General features: G+C 59.6%; 14 protein-coding genes and 2 pseudogenes. 5 read left to right on the top strand and 11 right to left on the bottom strand.

What is annotated here, in order from left to right; all coding sequences use genetic code 11:
* Positions 1–319: 319 nt before the first annotated feature.
* The 6 genes from WS46_RS27915 to WS46_RS27890 form a co-directional block, all read right to left on the bottom strand.
* Positions 320–1,042, bottom strand: coding sequence for a CDP-alcohol phosphatidyltransferase family protein (locus WS46_RS27915; protein WP_059533133.1), 723 nt, complete (start codon positions 1,040–1,042; stop codon positions 320–322).
* Between the two features lie 50 nt (positions 1,043–1,092).
* Positions 1,093–1,398, bottom strand: a complete 306-nt coding sequence (locus WS46_RS27910) for a hypothetical protein (protein WP_059533135.1) — start codon at positions 1,396–1,398, stop codon at positions 1,093–1,095.
* A 107-nt stretch (positions 1,399–1,505) separates the two neighbouring features.
* Entirely contained in the window at positions 1,506–2,612 is a 1,107-nt protein-coding gene (locus WS46_RS27905) for a phosphonoacetaldehyde reductase (protein WP_059533137.1), read from the bottom strand.
* 14 nt (positions 2,613–2,626) lie between these two features.
* A complete protein-coding gene (gene aepX / locus WS46_RS27900; protein WP_082722100.1) occupies positions 2,627–4,036 on the bottom strand; it encodes a phosphoenolpyruvate mutase in 1,410 nt (469 codons plus the stop codon).
* Positions 4,002–5,582 (bottom strand): B12-binding domain-containing radical SAM protein, encoded by a 1,581-nt coding sequence (locus WS46_RS27895; RefSeq protein ID WP_059533139.1) that lies wholly within the window; start codon positions 5,580–5,582, stop codon positions 4,002–4,004. The genes aepX and WS46_RS27895 overlap by 35 nt, the downstream gene beginning before the upstream one ends.
* Positions 5,579–6,319 (bottom strand): phytanoyl-CoA dioxygenase family protein, encoded by a 741-nt coding sequence (locus WS46_RS27890; protein ID WP_082722099.1) that lies wholly within the window; start codon positions 6,317–6,319, stop codon positions 5,579–5,581. The genes WS46_RS27895 and WS46_RS27890 overlap by 4 nt, the downstream gene beginning before the upstream one ends.
* A 697-nt stretch (positions 6,320–7,016) precedes the next feature.
* Between WS46_RS27890 and WS46_RS27885 the strand changes: the two genes are divergently transcribed.
* On the top strand, positions 7,017–8,222 hold the full coding sequence (locus WS46_RS27885; protein ID WP_059533142.1) for an IS110-like element ISBma3 family transposase: 1,206 nt from the start codon (positions 7,017–7,019) through the stop codon (positions 8,220–8,222).
* Positions 8,223–8,746: 524 nt separating this feature from the next.
* Here WS46_RS27885 and WS46_RS36945 read toward each other — a convergent pair.
* From WS46_RS36945 to WS46_RS34640, 3 genes and pseudogenes are all read right to left on the bottom strand, one after another.
* Positions 8,747–10,264, bottom strand: a complete 1,518-nt coding sequence (locus WS46_RS36945) for a DUF1810 family protein (protein ID WP_373557201.1) — start codon at positions 10,262–10,264, stop codon at positions 8,747–8,749.
* A gap of 925 nt (positions 10,265–11,189) precedes the next feature.
* Complete coding sequence (locus WS46_RS34645) at positions 11,190–12,683, bottom strand: NEL-type E3 ubiquitin ligase domain-containing protein (RefSeq protein WP_175981892.1); 1,494 nt, start codon at positions 12,681–12,683, stop codon at positions 11,190–11,192.
* A 370-nt stretch (positions 12,684–13,053) separates the two neighbouring features.
* Positions 13,054–13,563, bottom strand: a pseudogene (locus tag WS46_RS34640) (integrase core domain-containing protein); the annotation flags it as partial.
* Between the two features lie 45 nt (positions 13,564–13,608).
* Between WS46_RS34640 and WS46_RS27865 the strand changes: the two are divergent.
* The 3 genes from WS46_RS27865 to WS46_RS27855 all read left to right on the top strand — a co-directional run bounded on the left by WS46_RS27865 (position 13,609) and on the right by WS46_RS27855 (position 16,315).
* Positions 13,609–13,923 (top strand): hypothetical protein, encoded by a 315-nt coding sequence (locus WS46_RS27865; protein ID WP_156437257.1) that lies wholly within the window; start codon positions 13,609–13,611, stop codon positions 13,921–13,923.
* A 299-nt stretch (positions 13,924–14,222) separates the two neighbouring features.
* On the top strand, positions 14,223–14,468 hold the full coding sequence (locus WS46_RS27860) for a FeoA family protein (RefSeq protein WP_059533149.1): 246 nt from the start codon (positions 14,223–14,225) through the stop codon (positions 14,466–14,468).
* Positions 14,465–16,315, top strand: a complete 1,851-nt coding sequence (locus WS46_RS27855; RefSeq protein ID WP_059533151.1) for a ferrous iron transporter B — start codon at positions 14,465–14,467, stop codon at positions 16,313–16,315. The genes WS46_RS27860 and WS46_RS27855 overlap by 4 nt, the downstream gene beginning before the upstream one ends.
* A 459-nt stretch (positions 16,316–16,774) precedes the next feature.
* Here WS46_RS27855 and WS46_RS27845 read toward each other — a convergent pair whose 3' ends face one another.
* Positions 16,775–17,317: a hypothetical protein gene (locus WS46_RS27845; RefSeq protein ID WP_059533155.1), complete on the bottom strand. Its 543-nt coding sequence runs from the start codon at positions 17,315–17,317 to the stop codon at positions 16,775–16,777.
* A gap of 125 nt (positions 17,318–17,442) precedes the next feature.
* Positions 17,443–17,713 (bottom strand): annotated as a pseudogene (locus WS46_RS34635) (transposase); the annotation flags it as partial.
* 410 nt (positions 17,714–18,123) lie between these two features.
* On the opposite strand from WS46_RS34635, the gene WS46_RS36805 reads away from it, so the two are divergent.
* The coding region (locus WS46_RS36805; RefSeq protein ID WP_306453764.1) for a tetratricopeptide repeat protein at positions 18,124–18,241 on the top strand (118 nt) is incomplete at its 3' end.

Here is an 18,241-nt window from a genome sequence, read left to right as displayed (position 1 = left end):
CTTTGCGCGCCGCGGATCGGTTGCGAGCCTCGCTCACGCTGTCGATAGCGAGGAAACGGCGGGCGCGCGACCGGCGCACATCCGGGGCGATGCGTCTGGAAGTGCCTCCCTGCTCAGCAGGTCGAGCGCCTGGTCCGTACTTCCATCGTTCAGCGCGACGATGCCGGATGCGAAGAGTCTAACGTTATCTAAGTAGGCCTGCAGGTGCTCCGCGCCGTTGCGAACGGGTAGCAGGCACAAGATGCGGGTAGTCATGTCCGTTGAACCTGCCACGTCGATGCCGCTCCCGGAAATCCCTTCTGCCGCCCGGATTGCCACGTCAGGAGGGGGGAGCCGCTGATGCTGCATCCGCCTGGGGCGTCTCGCGCGTCGATGCGATCATGCCTGCAATGAAGGTCGCGCAAACTACCGCCGACAGCGTCAGCGACAGCATCGCCGATACCACGATGCCGATTTTCGCGTGGCCCGTGATCGCCGCAAGCAGCACGAGATTCTCGTCGAGCGGCATCGTCGCGAAGAGAATGCGCGACAACTTGCGCAGCAGCGCAAATCGGCCGTCGGCTGGCACCCAGCTCGCGAGTTGCAGGTAGAGGTAATAAAACGTGCACCAGCCGGCCACGGCAAACATTCCCCATGTCGCCATCGACGGGTTGCCGGACTGCACGGAGGCACCGAGTGCCAGCCCGATCTGCAGTGCGACGAGCGTCACCCAATTCGAAAGCTGATCGAGCTGCCCGCCGAGCGCGGACGCGCGGCTGCCGGCTCGCGCAACTTCACCGTCCATGCAGTCGAACAGATACGCGACCGCGATAAGCACCGCTGCCGCCAGCATCGCGCCATGCTGACCGTACGACATCAGGGTCGCGGCGGCGAGCGCCGCGAGCGCACCGAGAAACGTCAGCAGGTTGGGGTGGACGTTCGCTTTCGCGAGACGCCACGACAGGCGCGTCGACAGCCGGCGAATCGGCTTGTAGACGGGCGCTTGCTCCCGTTCGATCTGCTGACGCAAGAATGCCTGAAACGCGCCCGAATCGGAGGTCATGATGAGCGTGCTCTCACAAGTGCGGCCCGGGTTCAACCAGGCCGCGTCTTTCACTTGATCTCGCTTGCCTTGATCAACAAATTGCTTTGCGACTGCACACGCTCCCGCAAACGACCTACATTGTTCGCGAACGAATCGGCACGCGACACGTGGGAGATCGACGTCGCCAATGACGCCGCGAGCGACGCCAGTGTGTTCGCGAGCGAGGCCTCGAGCACCTGCTTGAGCACTGCCTGATTGGGCGCGGCCCCCCTGCCGACGCGCGAGATCGCCTCCGAGAACGACCCGATCAGGGTCGACGCCTCCTTCTGGAACAAATCGAAATTCGCATGTACCACTTCGGGTTGCTTGCTCATCACTTGCTCTCCATGCCCCCGTGAAATGGTCCGCTGATCAACGCGGCGGGGGCAAATGCCGCGTTGCGGGCCGATCGTCTGGATCGGAATCGATCACCGGCCCGTATTTACAACGCATCGAGCAAATGCTGCAGATCGAGGCGTACCGGATGATTGGCGAGCCGTTCGAGATTCACCTCCGCAATGAGCTCCGCGTAGGCCGAGCGTGGGACGCCGACCTCCGCGAGCGTTGCCGGCAGCCCCCATTCACGCAATTGCGCCTCCCATCGCTGCCGTGGCGTGCGCGCATTCGGCAACGCGAGGCGTGCCAGGATCGTCTCCTGATATTCGGCTATGCCCTTGCCGCGATGAACCTCGCGTGCGTGTTCGGCGAGCACCGGTCCCATGAACAGACCGACCGCATGACCATGCGGGATACCGAACCGCGCCGTCAGCGCGTAAGACAGCGCATGCGCCGCGGTCGTGCGGGTGATCGCGATCGCGCGGCCGGACAGATGCGCAGCGTACATGACGGCGGCACGTGCGTTGGCGTCACCCTCGCGAATCGCGTCGCCGAGATATCTGCCGCAGAGCGTCAGCGCGTCGCTCGCATACGTGATGCTTTCCGTCGTCGCCGCGCGTGACCACATCGACTCGATACCGTGACAGATTGCGTCGACACCGGAGCAGGCCGTCTGGCGCGCGTCGAGGCTGCCCGTCAATCGCGCATCGACTACGGCGCGGTCCGGCATGGCGTCCGGATGGTCGACCGAATGCTTGACGCCCCCGACATAGAATGTCGCGAACGGTGTGACTTCACTTCCGGTGCCAGCCGTGGTTGGCACCGCGATGCAAGCAGGAAGCCGTCGGGTAGACCCGCCGCGCATACGCAGCGCATCGGCGGCGCACAAGTGCGGACATGCGGCGATCCGCCTGACACCTTTCGCCGTATCAATGACAGCCCCGCCGCCTATCGCAAGAATCGTGTCCGCGCCGCTCCCCGCAAAGAACGCGCCGGCCATCTCGATCGATTCCAGCGTGGGGGAAGCGTCGGCGACGATGTAGTCGACGCGATCGCACGTCATGGCCCCGAGATGCAGCAATGCCTGCGCATCGCTCAGTTCGAACGAGCGAGGGCCGCGAAGCACCGCGATCCGCCGTGCGACAAGTTCGCGAGCGAGCTGCGGAACGTGCGCGGCGGCGCCGGGAAATACGAGCGACAGGTGTACGGACATGTCGGTCCACCTCTTTACACGATTTCGCCGGTCCTTGGCACCGCATCGGCCCGCACGCCGGCATCGGCCGTATTGCCGGCCACCACGGACAAAATGTCATGCAGACTCGCGCCCGTACGCGCGCATTCGTGCGCGCGTCCATGACGCAATATGGACTCGGCGGCAGCCGTCATTGCCGGATACGCAGCGCGCAGCAGGTGATTGGCGTAAATGACGCCGTTTACGCCGGCGACCTCGAGATCGTGCTCGCTGACGATGTCATAGGTTGACGGGATCGCAAAGATCGGCGTCCGCGCGTCGACGAGCCGAAACGCACGACAGAAGTCCAGTACCTCGACGGGTTGGTGATTGCGGCTGTGGATCAATACCGCGTCGGCGCCCGCCTGAGCATACGCAAGCGCGCGTTGAAGTGCATCATCAAGCCCCGCGCCCAGGATGAAGCTTTCGATCCGTGCCACGATCATGAACGCGTCGTCAACCTGCGCATCCTTGCCGGCGGCAATCTTCTCGCAAAATTCCCCGATGGCGATCTGGCTCTGGGCGGATACGCCGGACGACAAGGAATTGCGCTTGAGGCCAACCTTGTCTTCGATCACGACGGCCGACACGCCGACACGCTCAAGCGCACGCACCGTGAACACGAAATGCTCGGGCAGACCGCCGCTGTCCGCATCGTAAACGAGTGGCTTCATCGTCACGTCAAACATCTCGTTGATCGTTTGCAGCCGCATCGACAGATCCACGACCTCGATGTCCGGCTTGCCGCGCACTGTCGAGTCCGTCAGGCTGCTCGACCAGATCGCGTCGAATTCGCGAACGCCTCCACCGTCCCGAACCTGCGCGCGCTCGACAATCAGTGCAGTGAGCGGGCTATGCGCCTCGAGCACGCGAATCAGCGGGCGTACGCGCAGTGCGTGGCGCAAACGCGCCTGCCGCTCGCTCGGTGCGATACCGTTTCGGCGGATGCGCTGCTGGGCATAGGTCGACGATACGCCGTGCGTATAGGGTATTTCGATCAGTGTGCCATTCCATTCGCGCAACACCTCGACAACTTGTGCACGCGTATCGCGCTGTGCGCCTTCGCGCCAGTCATCGCCATGCACAACGAATTCGGGCCGAAGCTTGCGTAGATTGTGGCGGAAGTCGAGTGTCGTCTGCGGCACGACATCCTTGACCCAGACACTGTTCGCGACGACCGCACGCCGCTGCTCGAACGAGAAGAGCGGCATCCGCTTGTAGCTCGCGATCGCCTCGTCGGTCATCAATCCAACGATCACGTCGCCGTAGGTCGACGCATGATGCAGCACGTTCACGTGACCATCATGGAACACGTCCGCGCACATCGCGACGTAGACGACCGGCCGCGTCCGCGTACCTTCGCCATCACATTCAGTATTGCTGCTCGCTCCAGAATCGGCGTCCATGCTTGACACTCCCTCTGTTGAACGACATGTTGAATTCGTGTGCGAGTGCGGCGATCTCAGTGCCGGCCCAGAGGCCGGGAACTTCGATCAACCCCTGCTTGTACGACATTTTATAAAGCGGTGTGTCCGGGGCGACGAATCCTTGGCGCAAGCATTCCGTCAACAGTTCCGAACCGACGATCGGCGTTGCCGTGAAAAACGATGCGCTGGTGAAGCCCGCGTCGCATGCGAAGCGATAGGTTTCGCGCATTTCGTCGATCGTTTCGCCATCGCAGCCAAACATCGGCGGCATGCCGATGATGAAGAAGCCATGTACGTCGAGCCCGATATCCCGCGCGTATCTCACGAGATGACGCGTGCGCGCGAGATCGAGCGGCTTGCGGATCAGCTCAGTCAGCACGCGCTGCACGCCGCTTTCGATCGCGAACGTGATTTGGTAACACCCCGCGTCGCGCATCAGATCGAGCAAGCCTTCGTCCATGCGCCAAAGCGCGGTTCCTTGCGGTGTGCACCACGGAAGCTTGACGTCGGCCAGCGCACGAAACAACGTGCGCGCATGCTCTTTGTCGTTCGTGATGTTGTCGTCCTGTATGTGATACTCGTCGATTCCGTAGTGCTCAACGAGCGAACGGATTTCATTTACTACGTTGTCCGGGCTGCGACGGCGCAGCTTGCCGCCCCAGAAGTTGGTCGTCGTGCAGAACGAGCATTTCGCGGTACATCCTCGACTCGTGTAGAGCTGAGCCACACGCGATCCGACCGTATAGGGCGATTGATAGGCGCCGATTTCGAAGTAACGCTCCATGTTGTAGAGGTGCCAGGCCGGATAGGGAATGACGTCGAGGTCGGCGATCGGGTCGGTCGAACACGTTCGCGCAACCTTGATGAGCGGCATCGACTTGTTCGAGAAGATCCGGTTGACGCTGCGCTGCCGCACGACGATGCCTTGCAGGCTCTCGAGTGGTCGGGCGCCGTTCGCCCAGTCGAGGAATTCCACGATCGTGTTTTCCGATTCGCCGAGGAAAACCGCGTCGGCGTCAAGCGACTCGAGATACTGCTCCGGAAAATATCGTGCGTGGGCGCCCCCCGTGATCAGAAGCGCGTCGGGAACCGTATCGCGCGCGATCCGGAAGATTTCCTCGATGATGTCGGACTGGTTCGAGAAAATGCTGGACACGCCGATCACCTCAGGCTCCCACCGGCGCAGCGCGTCGCGGATCGACTGGGCACCGAGACCGTAGCGAACGAACTCGCCTGCGTTGTCGACGGGTTCGACCTGGTCGTAGCCCTCAACCAGACAGTCGAGCAGCCGTACGTCATAGCCATTGCGCTCGAGCATCGCGCCGAGATAGCCCAGTCCCAATGGATAGGTGCAGCGAGGCAGGTCGCCGCGGTACAGGATCGCCCCGGGGGACACCAGCATCACACGCTGAAAACGTCGGGAATCCTTCGCCGACAGCGCGGTTTCGAGGCCCCGGTAGACGACGTCCGAGCGCTGCGCGGGGTCAAGAAACTCGACCCTGATATTGCCGACGAAGCGTGTCATCGCATGGCTCCTTCGGGACCGAAATCGAACAGTCGGAACGCGTAGCCGTCACCGTGCGATGTCATGCCCGCGATCTTCTCCGCGTAATAGCGGTCGCGAAAATCACCCTCGTCGGCGCAATTGAACGTGAGAAAAAGATGTGGAACAACACGTCCCGTTCTGTTTGCATATGTCCGATGCGGTGCATAACCGTCAAATAGCAGTCCGTCACCTGCTTCGACATCGAGTGGTTGCGGGCACAGCGACGCGAAGAGTGCGTCGTCGAGTTGACCGTTCAGATTCGGATAAAGAAATCCAGGCGATGCCCCGGTCGCGAATTCAAAGCCGCCGCTGTCAGGTTGGGACGCCTCGATCAGCACGGCAACGGTCGCGTAATGCGACGCATAGCGGTTCCAGCCCGCGGCGGCATCCTGATGCGCCCTGAAGCCTGGCGAGGCCGGGTAGCGAAAATTGATCTTGTCCTTGAACAGCAGGCAGGGACGCTCGAACAGCGCTCGCGCGAGCGCATTGCAGCGCGCATGCAGGTCGATCCCGGTCCGCTCAGCGAAGTCTTCGGCAAAGCGTTCGATACGCACGAGACGCCGGCCTTGCGCACTATCCTCCCGATACGCGATCAGCGGCAGGCGATGTGTGGGTGCATCGAGCAGAGACTGGCAATAAGCGCGCGCGGCGCCGAGCTCTCGATCGTCCGCGAGAATGTGTTTCACCAACGTCCACGGCTGACCAGGCGTATTCATTTTTCTTCGCCGACATCAGTAGACCCCGCTTCGTTGACTATGCGTTTGCGAACGACCCAAACGCCCCCGTCCTTTCAAGGTACATCCTGTCGCTTCACTCGACATGCACATCGGAGGCGCATCCCAAGCAATGCGAAATCTTCTCCGTATCACCGATCGAAATCCTCGGTTCACACGACTCAGATGGTCAATCGACAATCTGGTTCTTTATCGACCCAACGATAACGAACGTGCCGCGCTCGATTCATATTAGGTAGACAAAAAGTATTGTCAACCCGTGATTCGGGAGATTTTAAGGGGCTGTTTTACTAAAAGCGAATGGCCCCAAAGCACCTACGACTCGCCGCACCAGCTTGATGGTGCGGATGGCGGTTTCATCGTGAAAGCAGCCGTTGCACTAGCGCCAATGCGAAAGGCGGTTCAGGGTCGCAAAATTGGATAGCCCCGTCTCCTTGCGGAAACGCGCCCCCGTTACTATCTTTACGCCCCGATAATTGGGGCTTTGGCCAGCCAGGCCCGGCATGATTCCCGCCCCCAGTCGCAGTCATGATCCGGGGGGTGTTGTCACCGGGCCTGGTGGGTGGCTGGTGATCGCTGATAGGGGTTTGGCCGGGATATCCCGACGCCGTCCGTAACGTGGATGCCGAGACTTGCCACCGTTGTTGCAGGCCAATCCGTTCACTCTGCTCATACTTCGATGCAAGACACTCAACAACATGGTGCCGTCGATGTCTTCGTCGGCGTCGATGTCGGTAAAGGCCAGCATCACGCCGTTGCGCTCGATCGGAACGGCAAGCGTCTGTACAACAAGGCGCTACCTAACGACGAGGTCAAGCTGCGAGCCCTCATCGCCGAACTCAAGACTCACGGTCGATTGCTGTTCGTCGTCGATCAGCCTTCCACCATCGGCGCGCTGCCAGTGGCCGTTGCCCGCGCCGAAGGCGTACTCGTCGCCTATCTGCCCGGACTGGCCATGCGCCGCATCGCTGATCTGCACGCCGGCGAAGCCAAGACCGATGCCCGAGACGCCGCGATCATCGCCGAAGCCGCTCGCTCGATGCCGCATACGCTGCGCTCGCTTCGACTGGCCGACGAGCAACTCGCCGAGCTCACCATGCTCTGCGGCTTCGATGACGACCTCGCCGCTCAGGTCACGCAAACCAGCAACCGCATTCGCGGCCTGCTTACTCAGATCCATCCGGCGCTTGAGCGTGTTCTCGGACCGCGCCTTGACCATCCCGCGGTACTCGATCTGCTTGAGCGCTATCCGTCGCCCGTCGCGCTTGCCAGCGCCAGCGAGAAGTCGCTCGCCAATCGCCTGACCAAGCTCGCTCCTCGCATGGGCAAAGGCTTGGCGGCCGAGATCGTTCAGGCACTAAGCGAACAAGCCGTGACCGTGCCCGGCACGCAAGCCGCCACCATCGTCATGCCCCGTTTGGCCCGGCAGCTTGCGGCCTTGCGTCAGCAACGCGACGAGGTCGCTGCCGAAGTTGAACGACTGGTGCTTGCTCACCCTCTTTGGCCGGTCCTGACCAGCATGCCGGGAGTCGGCGTCAGGACCGCCGCCAGACTCCTAACCGAGGTTGCCCATAAGGTGTTCGCTTCGGCTGCACACCTAGCAGCCTACGCTGGCCTTGCCCCGGTCACCCGACGCTCCGGCTCATCGATACGTGGCGAACATCCATCCAGACGTGGCAACAAGGTACTCAAGCGTGCCTTGTTCCTCTCCGCCTTCGCGGCCTTGCGGGACCCAGTCTCGCGGGCCTATTACTCGCGCAAGATCCAGCAAGGCAAGCGTCATAACCAAGCGCTCATCGCGCTCGCACGGCGACGCTGCGACGTCCTGTTCGCCATGCTGCGTGACGGCACCATTTACCAACCCAAGTCAGCCCCTAACGCTTGACGAAACATATAGGGGCACCCCCCGAAGAACCATACGTGCGAGCGTTCCCCTGCATACGGCTCGAGCACAGCATGAAGCGTCGCGCTGACGCCGGCCTCGCCAACTGCACGAGCACTTCGCCAGCATCCAGTTGTTGATTCGCCTCATCACTGAGACGAAGGGCGCTGAACCGTAGTCATACCAGTCTCTCACAAGATTCCCCTCGGTGAATCTCAAACGTGGACTTGCGACAACTGCACCACGCGGTGGTCTGCACCTTTTCAGGCCAGGGCAAAATTTGAACCCGCATTTGGGCGATCACAGCCCGGCATTCGATTTTCCCGCATTCTCTTGTCTGCTCCTCCAACAGCTCGCCTTGCGGCTCACCTGCCACGGGTCCGGTTTCAGACCGATGGCGGAGAATCGTGCTTACCACGTTCCCGTTCCTGCCGACCCTCAAACGGGTTGAACTTCACCTCGCAGCGAGCGCCCTCTTTTGGACGCAAGTTCGAGCCAAGGTAAAGTCGCCGATACCCCCTTCTCACTCAACCTCCTAGTAACCGAGCGTTGAGCAAATCCACTGTCTTTTCGTCTCGCTTTCCGCCAAAATACTTCTCTAGCGCGGTAGCGAATACGCTTCCACTGTCGGCAGCCGCCATCGAGAACAATGTCATCGATGAATGAAATTTCATTGCATCCACGACGCCAAAAATTTCTTGAATCGACCGTCCTTTTATTTGATTTACGGCCTCAGTCATTTCCGTTATACGCTTACCCAGCTCGGGATGCGACAAGTAGCTGATAGCCTCCGACAACGAACCAATCGCGAACCGCTTAGCGTTGTCACTCATCCCGAGCCCCTTGAGCTGGGGAAACATGTACCACATCCAGTGCGATTCCTTACATCCGTTGCGCAGTTCCTTTATGGCCGCATTAAAAGTCGAGGCCTGAACGTTCACAAAGCGTGAAAGGTCGTAGCGGTCGCTCACCGTACCCGAGATCTTCCGCTCGCGCCCCACTTGCGATCCGCACACGTTATCTGAAAAGTGGCTTAGCAGGTCGCCAGTCAATTCAACCGCTTGATTGGGTACAGCCGCATTGTAATGACTTGTTCCATTATAGAAGATTGTAATTGGCTCACCGCCATCACTCGCACTGGGGTGCACAGTAAACACCGTTTCGCGACACTTATCCAAAATTCTAATTGGGCGACGCAATACATTCGCCAACAAATATGGAACAATATCGCCCTTTTCCCATTCTCCTTCACGCACCAATTTTAAAGCGAGCGACTCGACATCGTTGCCAACCACAAAAGGCGCATAACTCCCCTCGTTTGATCGCAGTTCTCTGACCGCTTCGGATCGAAGCGTACTCGCACCTCGACCTAAATCTCCCGATTTGTTAAGCGCCTCGAAAAAGCAATTGCCATCGGAGTCAACGACCTCTTCGTCAAGAGTGCTTCGGTAAGACTTGTACGCCAGCTTGCTGGCCCCGGCATGCATCTCTTTCACCAGCGCTAGCGAGCCCTCCTCGAGCTGAGCCATTTGACTAATTTCCGCGATCAGACGATATGCCGAGGCTACCTGTTCGTATGATGCGGCTGCATTCAAGGGCCTCTTTGCCAGTTCGTATGACTGCGCTGCCTGCATGGCGATGACGGCCGCCTCCTCGCAAAACGCAATTCGCTGATCTGGGTCGTGTGCTTCATCGCAGCCCGCTCGTCGGTAGGCCTCGCTCACCTTTGCATAAATCGACGCAACTCCCCCCAAATCCGCCTCGTCATGCCGAGCCCGATTCAGCAGCGCGTGGATGCAGGCCGCCTCATCCACACCGATATTGTCAGCATTAGTGCACGTGAGTCGATGAAGTAGCGTATTGTCACCGCCGACGGTCACGCACAACAACCGCCCTGCTTCAAACTCCGTCAAATCATACTGCCCGCCCCCAAAGTGGTCCGCAGTCAGTTGCATGCGACGCCCACCCGAAAAGAACAACATGATCCGCCCCCCATCAGACACTTCAAACTTTTGAAATGTCATGATATCCGGCGGATTATCCAACAAGCGGTCCTGCTGAACGAGCGGGTCGTTTTTGCCCCGATGCGAACACGATGCGACCCGCCCATCACTCGAAACGACGCTTGAGATACAAGCCATAGGGGATCACCGTTTAATAGGCAATCGCGTGAAGTTGTCGGCGACGCCAGCCCGCGATTGGCCGGATGCCGAGGCTACGTGCCGCCCAATTCTGGGGATTTTGACCAAAGACACACGGCATTTTTCGCGTTTCCGACACGGATGACGAATTACTTCCATGCATCAACCGAAGCCAACTTCGCGCGATCAACAGTTTCACTAAGAGGAACAGACCGAACAGGTGCGCCGTGTTCCTGCACCAGGCCCCTGTCTGTATCATGTCTTGCGATGGCAAATAGATTCTTGACGAAGTGAACCAGAGTCGCTTGCCGCATCAAGCGACGTCAATAGACTTCCACAATCCTCACAGCTATTCCAAAGGAATTAGAACACTCCCCTTCCGTCTCGAATTTCACAAACCGCTCAAGAGGCAGCACCCGACGACCGCCAGCTCAAGCTCCGGCCAATGTATATCAAGAATTGCGATTACATCACGGATGACAAGGCTGCCATCACGCTACCTTGAGCATTGACTCAATATCCTGGCCATGACTGTACGTGTAAGGCGACTGGCCATCCGCAATCAATCGGTTTGCTATGCTATTCGGAGGTTGATTAATCAGAAGCGCGCAGCTAACGAGCAGCTCAGCCGCCGCTTCAATAATGAAATTCTACTAATTTCACGCTTATATCCTCTCGAAAGCGAGTGCGATCTTCACAAATTATGGATAATATTGCCAAAAAATGAGTGCTCAACTCAATTCTTTGCTCGAAATTCGAGAATATCCACTGACAATTGTACGTGCGCCCGCCACTGCAATCATGACGAGATGCCGAGAATTGGGTCAAGTCATAAACAACTCGCAGTCAATGCGCGCACGACGTTATCTTCGAGGCTTTTGTGCAGCTCGGCCAACTCATCACATTTTTTCTTATATTCGCCGTCGCTCATATCAGCAGGCGGAACCGACAATTTGTCCATATTCGCCACCACTGGCGCCAACCAACGCGTGAACGCATCGACGTGTGTTCGTTTCAGATGCTCCTTCCACGGTTCATACTTACACAAAAACTCTCGTAACTCTTCACTTGCCTCTAGACGCCGTACCGTCGCGATCGCCTGGATCAAGTCTTTTTGACTCACTCGTGCAGCAAACCGATGAAGCATGTGGATCGACTTGCCGGGAAGGTCGAGAGGCTCCTTCAGTTGTGTGCGGTAGGCCAGGTGGACTTCCACCGGATCGGATCCTGGTGTGCACTTTTCCCTGGCGATGCGTTCTACGACGGCCTGCCGGAACTTCTGCTTGCCGAGTCGAAGCAGTGCCTGTTGGGAAAAATCCCCCCGGGATGCCTTGTGATTGACAATCGCGTCCTCGACATACTCGAAGCCCAATGCCACGCGATCAGCACACGCACCGAGCGCGTCTTCCGCGATAGCAAAACAGGTCGACCTCAGCTCAGCCGAACGACCAAGCTCATCCAGCACGTCACAGATCCGTTGCGCCAGCAACGTGCGCGCGCCGCCATTCAGTGCTTCCGCAGTCTTGTCAAGACGGTCGAGCAGCGTCGCAAAATTGCACGCGTTGCGTTCGTCGTCGAAATGAGACCATTGAGTCGCTACGTGGTCGCACCCAGATGTCCAGCGGCTGACCGCCAGCATTAGCGCATTGTGGGGTGCACTGGGCCTTGCGTCGACCCGTGACGCATTCGAATCGCGACGATTCGCGCGACCATCAGGACCACACGTGTCACTCACATCCGGAACAGCGGATTGCGCGATCCGCTCACCGCGGCCCAGCGACGATGAGAGGTTCTGCTCCCCCAACAACCCTGGAACGCCGACAAGAACCGATGCGCCCGACTGATCACTCTGGCGAATCGAACCGACGATGCTCTCCCCACGTGACATCCCGGATGGATGATGAAGACCTTCGATGGCATCTCCTCCAACCGCTCCGTCGATCCAATTGACGTTCCCATTGATGTCGCCCCTGACGATTCCGCCGAGTTGAGTGACGCTTCCATTGACGTCCCCCCCGACAGTCCCGTCGAGTCGATCGACGCTCCCATTGATGTCTCCCCTGACAGTTCCGTCGAGTCGATTGACGCTTCCATTGACGTCCCCCCCGACAGTTCCGTCGAGTCGATTGACGCTCCCATTGATGTCTCCCCTGACAGTTCCGTCGAGTCGATTGACGCTCCCGTTGACGTCACCTTCAACGGTCCCGGCCAGTTGGTCTACGTCTCCGTTCACATCGCCTCTGACGATTCCAATCAAATTGCCGATCGAACCCAGCACGTCTCCGGTCACCGTCCCGGCAAGCTCGTCAATAGGACCTATCACGTCTCCTCGTACAGTCTCCACCGCCCTCACAACACGCCGGCCCTGAGCGGGGGTAGCGCTTAAAGTCGCATGCCGGGTTGATTGCCTACCTGACGTGAACGAGAAGCTCACGTTAACACAGCCATTGATCGCTCTTGAAAAGTGGCCTCGCCATCCAGAAAAGTCGTTGTTGCTCGCGAAGCCCGACTCATCTACATCGGATCGCGAAGGAGGGTAAGCACCCCAATTTGTGCCCGAATGGTGGGAACGAGCAGAAGCGGATGATAGAAAGTTGGTGCGAGAAATCGGCATGTTGTGGCTCCGCAAAAGCTGGACAATCAGGAAAGATCTACATAACACCTGTGATCCGCCCGGGCTTCCTAGACCAGATCTAGGGCGAGTTTTCCGGTGTTTCGGGTCCAGCCGGACCCACCGAAAGCACCAGCTGGCGGGCGAATTCAGTTGGTGCCAATTCTTTGAGCGCAGAGTGAGGACGGCTCTCGTTGTAATCCCGACGCCAAACCTCGATGATCGCTTTGGCTTCGCCCAGCGTCTCGAACCAATGTAGGTTCAAACGCTCGTCGCGGAATGATCCGTTAAATGTCTCGATGTGGCAATTGTCCGTCGGCTTGTCCGGGCGGCTGTAGTCGATTTTTGCGCGACAGTGATATGCCCACATGTCGAGCAGGCGCCCGGAGAATTTCCTGCCGTTGTCCACGAACAGGTGTCGCGGAGCTCCGCGTCTGACGGCGATATGATTCAATGCTGACACCGCGTGTTCGCCTCTCAAATGCTGTCCAACTTCGATGGCCAATGTTTCTTTCGTGAAGACATCCACGATCGTCAAGGTGCGGAACTTCGAACCATCAGCAAGCTGGTCGGCCACTAATGGTATGGTCCACCCGCTTCTTTTATCGTAGTGGCGCTACCACCCTTGGAGGTCGCCATGAACTCGGTCACGTTAGGAATCGATCTCGGCAAGCAATTTACGCGCCGAATACCGTGCGAGCAGCCTCGAAAGTCATGGCACTCATCCCTCGACACGCTCGACGGTACCGCAATGACCGATCTGACCGAGGCCCTGGCGAACTTCAACTTCTACGCGGCCATCTGGAAGGCGGCCGTCATCGGCGAGCGCAATGATCACCGCTTCCTGTACGAACCTGCGGGGGATGTCCTACTCGTAAGAGGCACGGGTGAACGCAAAGCAACACAAGCAACCTTCATCGCCGCTCCAACCACCGGACGAGGTGCAATGTGAAACCTACTCTCTATCTTTCGGTTTACGCAGCCGCGCTGGCAGCATCGCGGTGTCGTAGTGGTTGACGAAGTCCTGCGTTGTCGGGCCGTCTGCGCGTTCTTCTGCATGGCGGCCGCGTTGTGCTGCCGGTCGGCCGGTTCTATATGGAGCGTTTCAGGCAAGCGTAGGCATTCATGCGATCCGGCGCGCGCCTGCGGCGAAATGCCTCGAGCATTGGTCAAAAACGTGTAGCTGTCATCTCGCTGCCCCTTTATATAATGAGAATCACTCTCATTGTTTGTGGTGGACTTTAGCCAGCGATGCGCCTCTCGAACCTGACGAAATACACGCCAGCCCTCGTCGACCATGTCGACGACGTACAGCCGGACGACCCAATTGCGCAGCGTCTGCGCGATCTCGGCTTCGTGCCCGGCGAGCCGGTGCGCGTGGTAGCGCGCGGGCCATGGGGTGCCGACCCGATCCTGATCCAAATCGGTTCGACCCGCTTCGCGCTGCGCCGCGCGGAAGCAGAGCGCGTCAGCATCCGAGAGGCCGGCCGCTCATGAGTTCCGCTGCATTGCGCGTCGCGCTGGTCGGCAGTCCAAACTGCGGCAAGACTGCATTGTTCAACCAGTTGACGGGTGGCCGCCAAAAGGTCGCAAACTATGCGGGCGTCACCGTCGAGCGCAAGCTCGGGAAATATGTCTCGCCGTCCGGCCGGCAGATCCAAGTGCTCGACCTCCCGGGTGCCTACAGTTTCGATTCGACGAGCCCCGATGAGCGCATCACGCGCGACGTGCTGCTGGGCTACCATCCGGGCGAAATACCACCCGATCTCGTGGTCTGCGTGGTCGACGCAACCAATCTGCGCCTGCACCTGCGCTTCGTGCTCGAAGTGCAGCGCCTCGGCCGTCCGGTCGTGCTGGCGCTGAACATGATGGACGCCGCGGAGCGGCGCGGCATCCGCATCGATGTCGCTGCGCTGGAGCGCGAACTCGGCGTGACGATTGTCCAGACCGTGGCAGTCCGGCGCGAGGGCGTGAGCCCGCTCGTCGACGTGCTCGATCGTGAGCATCCGGGCAAGCGCGAGACAACGCCTGCGCCGGACCTCGGAAGCGGCCCGGACGCGATTCACGCGCGAGTGCGCTCGCTGCTTGCCACCGCGGTCGAGATGCCGCGCGCTACCGACGCGCGCGACGACCTCATCGACCGCTGGGCACTGCATCCGGTGCTCGGGCTCGTCATACTCGCTGCCGCGATGTTCCTGGTGTTCCAGGCGGTTTATTCGATTGGCAAGCCGATGACCGACGCAATCGGTGACGGCTTCGCGTGGCTCGGCACGCTGGCCGGGGCGTGGCTGCCAAGCGGGCCGCTGCTCGGTCTCATTACCGACGGTCTGATCGGTGGACTCGGCACGGTGGTCGGCTTTCTGCCCGAAATTTTGGTGCTGTTCCTGTTCATTCTGGTTCTGGAGGAGTCGGGCTACTTGCCGCGCGCCGCGTTCCTGCTCGACCGCACGATGGTGTCAGTCGGGCTTACCGGACGCTCGTTTATTCCGCTGCTGTCGAGCTTCGCGTGCGCGATTCCCGGCGTGCTCGGCACGCGCAGCATCACAGACTCGCGCGATCGGCTTGCAACGATTCTCGTTGCACCGCTGATGACGTGCTCCGCGCGCCTACCGGTCTATGCGTTGCTGATCGGCGCATTCATTCCGTCGCATCGCGTGCTCGGCCTGTTCAACCTGCAGGGCATCGTGCTGTTCGCGCTGTATGCTGTTGGAATCGGCGGCGCGATGCTGGTGGGCTGGATCATGAAGAAGCTGCGCGGTCACGCGGGCGAGCATGCACTCCTGATGGAACTGCCGTCGTATCGCCTGCCGCGGCCGCGCGACGTTTTGATCGGCCTATGGGAGCGCGGCTCGATCTTCATGAAGCGGCTGACCGGCGTGATCCTCGCACTGACCGTGCTGATGTGGTTCATCTCGACATTTCCGTCGCCACCGGCGGGTGCCATCGGCCCAGCGATTGACTACACGTTCGCCGGCTATCTGGGCCGCGGTCTGCAGCACGTGTTCGCGCTACTTGGCTTCAACTGGCAGATCAGCCTGTCGCTGATTCCCGCATTCGCCGCGCGCGAAACCGCTGTCGTGGCACTGGCGACCGTTTATGCGGTGAGCGGCGGCGACGCCGACATCGCGAGCGTCGGTCATGCGCTCGCCGCCAATTTCTCGCTCGCCAGTGCGTTGTCGCTGCTCGTGTGGTTCGCTTTTGCCCCGCAATGTATGTCGACGCTGGCCGTGATTCGCCGCGAGACCGGTTCGTGGCGCATCGTCGCGCTCGCGTTCGGCTACATGTTCGCGATGGCGTACACCGCGTCGTTCGCGACCTATCAGATTGCGAGGGCGTTGTCATGAGTTCAGGATTCGGTTGGCAGTACATGGTGGTCGCTATCCTTGTGATTGGCAGCGCATGCTTCGTGTTGTGCAGGTTCGCGCGCCGGCTGACGCGAAACTCTACGGTCGATGGCGGGTGCGGTGATGGATGCTGCGGATGCGCCGCCGACAACGAAGCGGCGTCGGTCGCCCGGGGCGAGCAGCCGCTGCGGTTTCATTTGCGCAGGCCGCAGGCACTGAGCGGCGCGCGCTCCCAGGCCGACGCGCTGCAATCAATGCGTCCCACGAAGTAATCTATGGCTACCGACGCAGGGCGTCCGGACCGTCCAATGGGACTTCGTGCTGCGCGGCGAAGTAGTCCAGGCGCGTCGACTGATACGCCGCCACGCTGAGTCCGCCCCTCCGCATCAAGCACTTCTTTGATGAAGCGTTGGCAGTTTATGTAAAAAATATAAACTGCCAACGCTTCATTCATCCTAGTCAGCCGCGGAACTCCGGCATGATTCGCTTCATGAATTCGTCTAACAGCGGGACGGTAAACGCTGTATCTCCGTAGGTCGGACTCCAGATCATGCCTTTGCTGATCGGTCCGCTGCGAATCGCTCCAAGAGACTCGACTTTACGGCCAAGTCGGGGCGCTATATCCCCCGACCGACGCGGGCCTGGACCAAGATCCGCCATCGCCCGTAGATACTGCTTCTCCGTCGGCGTGAGACGATCGAAACGGACCCGGAAGAAGCTCTCGTCCAACGCTGCGACGGCCAGCTCCGAGGCATTTGGTGACATCGGCCATGTGTAATCTGGGCTTGCGTCTGCGACATCCCATGCACTCTTGCGCCATTCCTGCAAAAAATAGGGGTAGCCTGAAGTCTCTTGAACGATGCGCGCGACCGCTTCGGGCTCGACATCGATGCCCTCCTCCTCGGCTGGAACCGTGATGGCGCGCTCGGCTTCGCCGATTGGGAGAGGTCCGATCTCGACAAAGTCGAACAAGCGTTCGGCGTAAGACTTCGCTTCCCCCATGCGACCTCGCAACTAAGGCAGACCCGCGCCGATCACGGTGACGTGCGGGCGCTGTTGCACGCAACGGTGGAGCGCCGAAATTAGGGCTGCGAGCCGCATATACGATCCAAGATTATTCAGGTTCGACGTTTTAGCCGATCGCGCTCCATTTTGACCTCGGCCAGTTCGCGCTTGGCCCGCGCCAGCTCGACCTCCACTTCTGTCAGTGGCTTCTGGTGCCGACCGACATCTTTCAGCTTGCCGGCCTTCGCCGCGCGTACCCAGTTTGCCAGCGTCTTGGTTGAAATCGACAACCGCCGGGAAGCTTCCGATACCCCCAACACCCTCAGTCAACGCCAGCTTGACCGCTTCGTCGCGAAGCTCCTTCGTATAGACCGCCCTTGGAATTCGATTCATCCAAGCCAACGTTTCTCGATTTTACGAAACGTTGACTTCCATTTTTCAGGTCGGCCCCAGTATTCGAGGTATTGAAGTGGTTGCGGGAGGTGGAGCGCGCGAACCTGCCGGACGTGGTGCCGGACGATAGCGCAGACGAGCGTGTGCGTCCGGATGTCGCAGAGGGTTGACAAATCAAACAATTGTATTTCGCATGATTTTTGAAAGTTGTTCCGTGGGGCGGAGCGTACAGTGAATCGTGTTGCATCGCCGCATCGATTGGCTAACCATTGACCGGTATGAGGATGTGGTCTGGCCCAAAAAACGCGTGACTCCGATGTATTTGAATTGGAAGAGATGACGCCGTCAATGCTTGAGGCAATTCAGGCTGGCGTGACCATCAAGGATATGCAGGGTACTCCCAGGACTTGATGGATGGCATCTATGCCTATGCGTATCGATTCTATCAGCGGGGGCGTCTGGACGAGGCGGAGGTGTTCTTCCGGTTTCTGTATATCTACGATTTTTACAACGTGGACTATGCGACGG

It is taken from the genome of Burkholderia sp. RF4-BP95 (genome assembly GCF_001521985.1).
Classification (GTDB): domain Bacteria; phylum Pseudomonadota; class Gammaproteobacteria; order Burkholderiales; family Burkholderiaceae; genus Burkholderia; species Burkholderia diffusa.
The sequence above is the reverse complement of the archived record's forward strand: the minus strand, read 5'-3'. Positions and strand labels throughout refer to the sequence as shown.